Here is a 4,524-nt window from a genome sequence, read left to right as displayed (position 1 = left end):
CCTCGTCTCCGGAGGCAGCCGCCTACGGCGACGGGCGGGTGTCCGCTTCGCCGCGACGCGGCCAGTACGACAGAGCCCGTTCGGCCAGAGCGGTGATCGTGAGCGACGGGTTCACGCCGGGGTTCGCCGGCACAGCCGAACCGTCGACCACGTGCAACCCCGGATACCCCCAGACGCGGTGATAGGGATCGACCACGCCGTTTTCGGGCGCAGCAGAGATCACCGCACCGCCGAGGAAATGCGCGGTGAGCGGGATGCCGAAGACCTCCGGCCAGGATCCGCGTGCCTCCGCCGGCTCTCCCCCCTCCTGCTCGACCCGGGCCGCGATCGCCGCAGCGGCGCTGTGCGCTTGAGGGAGGTAGCTCGGATTCGGCTCGCCGTGTCCCTGTCCGCTGGTCATCACGAGTCGACCGAAGCGCCTGCGCAGGGACAGGGTCAGAGAGTTGTCCGCCGTCTGCATCACGAGCGCGATGATTCCGCGCTCGCTCCACCGTCTGAGGTTCCCGAGACGGAACTGCCGTACCGGAGAGCGGAGCACCTGTGTCATGAGGCTGCGCAGACGCACGCCGAGGCGACGATCGCCGGGGACGAGTACGGTCGCCAGCGCACCCATCAGGTTCGAACCCGGGCCGTAGCGGACGTTCTCGACGTGGGTGCGCTCGTCGACGTGGAACGAGGTGGTGATCGCGATGCCTCGCGCGAGCTGCAGGGATTCGGGAACCCTCGTCGCCACCGCACCATCGAGTGCTTCCGAGTTGGTACGGGTGAGACGCCCCAGGGCATCGGAGAGGTGTGGCAGCGCGCCCGACGCCTTCATCCGGTGCAGCAGCTGTTGCGTGCCCCAGGTTCCGCCGGCGAACACGACCTGCTCTGCCGTCACCGTCCGGCGCGCGCGACGGAACCAGGCACCGCTCTGCTGCGTCGTGACCGCGAAACCGCCGCCGGGGAGTTCACGCACCTCGGTCACCGTGCGCAGCGCCTCGATCGCGACGCCTCGACGCTCCGCGAGAGCGAGGTAGTTCTTCATCAGCGTGTTCTTCGCGCCCACGCGGCAGCCCACCATGCAGTTGCCGCAGAGTGTGCAGCCGGTGCGATCCGGTCCCTGGCCGTCGAAGAACGGATCGGGCGCACGCTCCCCCGGCTTCCCGAACCACACCCCGACGGGGGCCTGCCGGAAAGTCGAGCCGACCCCCAGATCCTCGGCAGCCCCGGCCATGATCCGCTCGACAGGTCCGGTGTGCGGGTAGTGCTCCACGACGCCGAGCATCCGCTTCGCGGTGACGTAGTGCGGCGACAGTTCCGGCTCCCACTCAGCGATACCCCGCCACTGCACGTCCTGGAAGAAGGCGGGGCCCGGCTGATAGAGCGTGTTGGCGTAGTTGAGCGACCCGCCGCCCACGCCCGCACCCGCCAGGATCATCACGTGGGGAAGGCGATGGATGCGCTGCACGCCGAAGCATCCGAGCATCGGCGCCCACAGGTAGCGACGCAGATTCCAGCTCGTCTTCGCGAAGTCCTCGTCCTCGAAGCGGCGGCCGGCCTCGTAGACGCGCACCCGGTACCCCTTCTCCGTCAGTCGCAGCGCGGCGACGGACCCGCCGAACCCGGAGCCGACGATCACGACGTCCTCGTCGAAGTCAGTCATCGCTCTCCCCCGGGACCAGCATCGTCAGCGCTCCGGGCAGCACCGCGATCGTGCATTCATCTTCACCGATCCGCTCACCGTCGGCGTAGACCACGAGGCCGGGCGCCGCGACCGTCACGGTGCGTGCTCGGCGATGGACGACCTCCGGTCGACTCAGATGCGTCCCCCGCAGCAGCAGCGGAAAGAGCCGCAGCAACCGCAGTCGGCCGAGCGGAGCGACGTGCACGATGTCGAGCACCCCGTCGTCCGGCACTGCGCCCGCGCAGATCGGCATACCGCCACCGTAGCTCGATGTGCTGCCGACGGCGATGAGCGTGCCCGACGATCGCGTGGGCTTCTCGCCGTCGACGGCGAGTGTGAAGTCCATCGGTCGCAGACGCACGAGTTCGATCAGCAGCGCGAGGTAGTAGCGCGGTGCACCGTGAGGCCAACGGAGCCGGTTGGTGCGGTCGCTGACCTTCGCATCGAGTCCCAACGCCGCGATTGTGAGGAACTTCCGTCTTTCACCTGTCGTCGTGACCTCACCGACGTCTATCCGTCGTGGCACGCCCCTGAGTGCGAGCTCCGCGGCGGCAGCAGCATCGTTTCGCGGCAATCCGAGAGCACGTGCGAGGTCGTTCCCCGTGCCGGCCGGAATAAGGACCACCGGGACGGCTGACGCACACACCGTGTCGAGAATGCCCGACAGCGTGCCGTCGCCGCCGACCACCACCAGTGCACGCGGATCGTCCACCAGAGCTGCGACGGCGAGCCGGGCGGTATCCGCCGCGGACGCGCCCGCGTAGGCACGCACCTCGGCACCGCGATCTCGGAGGTGCAGGACGGCGGCGTCGGCTGCTCTCCCGCCCCGGCCCTTGCCGGAGAACGGATTCGCGAGCACCGCGATGTGCGCAGCCACGTCAGTCGTTCCGTTCGAGGGGGATCACGGCGCCGGGGTTCAGGATGCCCGCCGGGTCGAGCTCGCGTTTGATCGCCGAGAGGATGCGCATACCGGTCTCACCGATCTCCTGACTCAGCCAGGGGGCGTGATCCCGACCGACCGCGTGGTGATGGCTGATCGTGCCGCCGGCGGCGATGATCGCGTCGTTGACTCGCGCCTTGACGGGTTCCCACGCCCCGAGCGGATCGGCCCGGACGCCGGCGAGCACCGTGAAGTAGAGCGACGCTCCCGTCGGGTAGATGTGCGACACGTGGCACATGACATACGATTTCGCCCCGGCCGCGGAGAAGCCGCCTTTGAGCGCCGTCTCGACGGCTGACCGCAGCGTCTGCAGATTCGTCCAGGTCGTCGCGGTCTCCAGCGTCTCGCAGAAGACCCCGGCGTCGAGCAGTGAATCCCGCAGGTAGGGACCATCGAACCGGCCTTTCAGCCAGTCCTCCGCCGGGCCCGTCCCCGACGAGATGCCACCGGCGGCAGCGAGGTGCGCGCTGACACGGGTCCGGCGTTCATCGATCCCCTCGCCCTCGTACACGGTGACGACGCTGGTGCCCTTCGCGAGGACCTTCCCGATCTTGCCGACCTGGGCGAGGCTCACTGCCGTCTCCGCCTCATCGGACAGCCGGATGACCGTGGGGCCGTTGCCCTGCTGCGCCACTCGCCGCAGACCCTCGACCCCGCTGGTGAAGTCGGGGAACGACCACGACTCGAACACGCGCTCGCGCGGGATCGGATGCACCCGCACCCGCACCTCGGTGATGACACCGAAGATGCCCTCCGACCCGAGGAACACCCGGATCAGGTCGGGCCCGGCGGCGGAACCCGGCGATCGTCCGAGCTCGATGTCGCCGGTCGGGGTCGCCACTCTGATGCCGGTCACCATGGTGTCGAAGCGGCCGTTCCCCGCCGAGTTCTGTCCCGACGAGCGTGCGGCGGCGAAGCCTCCGATTGTCGCGTAGCGGAAGCTCTGCGGGAAGTGTCCGAGTTCGAGCCCGTGCGCGGACAGCAGCGCTTCCGCCTCCGGCCCCGTCGTCCCCGCAGCGAGCACGGCCTCGCCACTGACCTCGTCGAGCCTCACGAGACCACTGAGACGCCGGAGGTCGAGGCTCACGACCGCATGATGCGCTCCCCGCTCCGGGTCGAGTGCGCCGACGACGCTCGTACCGCCGCCGAACGGGATGACCGCGATCCCCCGCGCGACCGCGACGTCGAGACACGCCCGGACCTCGTCGTGATGGGCGGGACGAACCACCGCATCCGGGGCGTCTTGATCGGGCTCACGGCGACGGAGGAGGTCCGGCGTCGAACGCCCACCGGCATGACGGATCCGTGCCTCTGTCGTGACGTCGACGTGCGCGGGGCCGACAGCTGCGGACAGTGCGGCGTGGTCCTCAGCGGTCAACCGTGATGGCGCCAACCGCACGTCCTCGATTTCGACGGCCGCTGCAGGTCTGCGTACGCGTCCCAGCAGTATCGGCAGCAGTGCGCGCACCGGCAGGGGAAGTTCTTTAGCCTTGGCCGGATCGCCCCAACCGTTCCATCTCATCGACGGGTCCGCATCGACCCTGCCATTGTCTTGGCCCATGGGTTACAGTGTGACACATCATGGAAGAACGTCAACCTTTGTGGGACGCGACGCAGACGAGGATCCTCGATGCCGCCGACGCGCTGATCGAGCGCCGGGGCGTGCACGGCGTCACGATCGCCGAGCTCGCCCGGCGCGCCGATCTCAGCCGTCCGACCATCTATCGCAATTGGAGCGATGCCGACGATGTCGTCAGAGCAGCTCTGCTGCGCCGCGTCGACGGCATACTCCGCACCTTCTCGGCCGATGCGCGTACGAGGACCGCTCTCGTCGACGACGTGCTGCGTTTCACGACGCTGTTCCGGAACGACACCCTCTACAGGCGTCTGCTCGCCGACGAGCCCGAAGCCTTCACGC

Annotated in this window: 4 protein-coding genes; 1 reads left to right on the top strand and 3 read right to left on the bottom strand. The window is 68.9% G+C overall.

What is annotated here, in order from left to right:
• Positions 1 to 22: 22 nt before the first annotated feature.
• From ACNPM4_RS01280 to ACNPM4_RS01270, 3 genes are read right to left on the bottom strand one after another with little or no spacing between them, the layout of a single operon-like run.
• Positions 23 to 1,645 (bottom strand): FAD-dependent oxidoreductase, encoded by a 1,623-nt coding sequence (locus ACNPM4_RS01280; protein WP_448984429.1) that lies wholly within the window; start codon positions 1,643 to 1,645, stop codon positions 23 to 25.
• Positions 1,638 to 2,543: a YegS/Rv2252/BmrU family lipid kinase gene (locus tag ACNPM4_RS01275; protein ID WP_448984428.1), complete on the bottom strand. Its 906-nt coding sequence runs from the start codon at positions 2,541 to 2,543 to the stop codon at positions 1,638 to 1,640. The genes ACNPM4_RS01280 and ACNPM4_RS01275 overlap by 8 nt, the downstream gene beginning before the upstream one ends.
• Position 2,544: 1 nt before the next feature.
• A complete protein-coding gene (locus tag ACNPM4_RS01270) occupies positions 2,545 to 3,984 on the bottom strand; it encodes an FAD-binding oxidoreductase (protein ID WP_448984427.1) in 1,440 nt (479 codons plus the stop codon).
• A 203-nt stretch (positions 3,985 to 4,187) separates the two neighbouring features.
• Here ACNPM4_RS01270 and ACNPM4_RS01265 point away from each other — a divergent pair.
• The coding region (locus tag ACNPM4_RS01265; RefSeq protein ID WP_448984426.1) for a helix-turn-helix domain-containing protein at positions 4,188 to 4,524 on the top strand (337 nt) is incomplete at its 3' end.

The sequence above is a fragment of the Microbacterium umsixpiens genome (assembly GCF_053543675.1).
Note: the sequence above shows the minus strand (reverse complement) of the source record. Positions and strands in the feature narration are given on the sequence as shown.